This is a genomic window from Streptomyces sp. NPDC056503 (genome assembly GCF_042794995.1).
In the GTDB taxonomy this organism is placed as follows: domain Bacteria; phylum Actinomycetota; class Actinomycetes; order Streptomycetales; family Streptomycetaceae; genus Streptomyces.
In genome coordinates this window covers 461-1,230 of record NZ_JBHTST010000284.1, presented here as the reverse complement: position 1 = coordinate 1,230, position 770 = coordinate 461, and the positions used below count along the sequence as shown (strand labels likewise).

General features: G+C 37.4%; 2 protein-coding genes. Both read right to left on the bottom strand.

Annotation, left to right across the window (positions count from 1 at the left end; all coding sequences use genetic code 11):
* Positions 1-78: 78 nt before the first annotated feature.
* A complete protein-coding gene (locus ACFQ8C_RS37090) occupies positions 79-516 on the bottom strand; it encodes a DUF669 domain-containing protein (RefSeq protein ID WP_383466379.1) in 438 nt (145 codons plus the stop codon).
* A 15-nt stretch (positions 517-531) separates the two neighbouring features.
* The coding region (locus tag ACFQ8C_RS37085) for a hypothetical protein (protein WP_383466377.1) at positions 532-770 on the bottom strand (239 nt) is incomplete at its 5' end.

Below are 770 nucleotides of genomic sequence, written 5' to 3'. Positions count from 1 at the left end.
ATTGTTAAAGTTGTATGTCACATCATCACTCCCTTATAAAAGGGAGCGTTAGCCCCCTTCTACTATTCAATCAAGCTATTAAAATGGCACATCATCATCTGAGATCTTAATCTCACCTGCAGGTGCTTCTGCTTCCGAGACTTTAAATCCATTTACTTGTGGGTACGTCTTGCCGTTATATTCACGTTCACCAACCACTAATCGAAGATGTTTATTCATAAAAGTATCTGCCCACTCTTTGTATGAAGAAAATTGAACACCATTTGGGAACTGAGCTGCTTTTGATGCTGCTTGGAATCTCCAAGTTGTATTATCAGAAACAATGAAGTTATCGAATAAAAGTTTTTGTCCTTGGCATGGCTGATCTACATCCGAACGAATCTCATAATCAACAACGACCATCTTTTTCTTAGTTGATGATTCTTTTTGCTCATAATTTACAACAATAACTTCATACTCACCTGGTTTAATGGGTTCAAAATCTTGTCCTGCTTTATCGTAATCTACTGTAAACATGTATAATTCCTCCTATTATTTAAATTCTGCTAGCCTGTCTAAGGCTGCTTCTGCAAGTTTGATATTGAAGTTTTCGAGTTTAATATCTGCTTTAAATTCGAACTCCTCCACTTTCTTCTTAGCTTCTGGCTTTCTTGCTGCAATAGCCTTGACTTGCTCAATCAGCTGCAGTCTTTTAGATTCTTCCTCGGCTTTTACATCAATTCCAAGCTCTAACCATCGATATAGCTTACGGCCAACATCAACAGTAATCT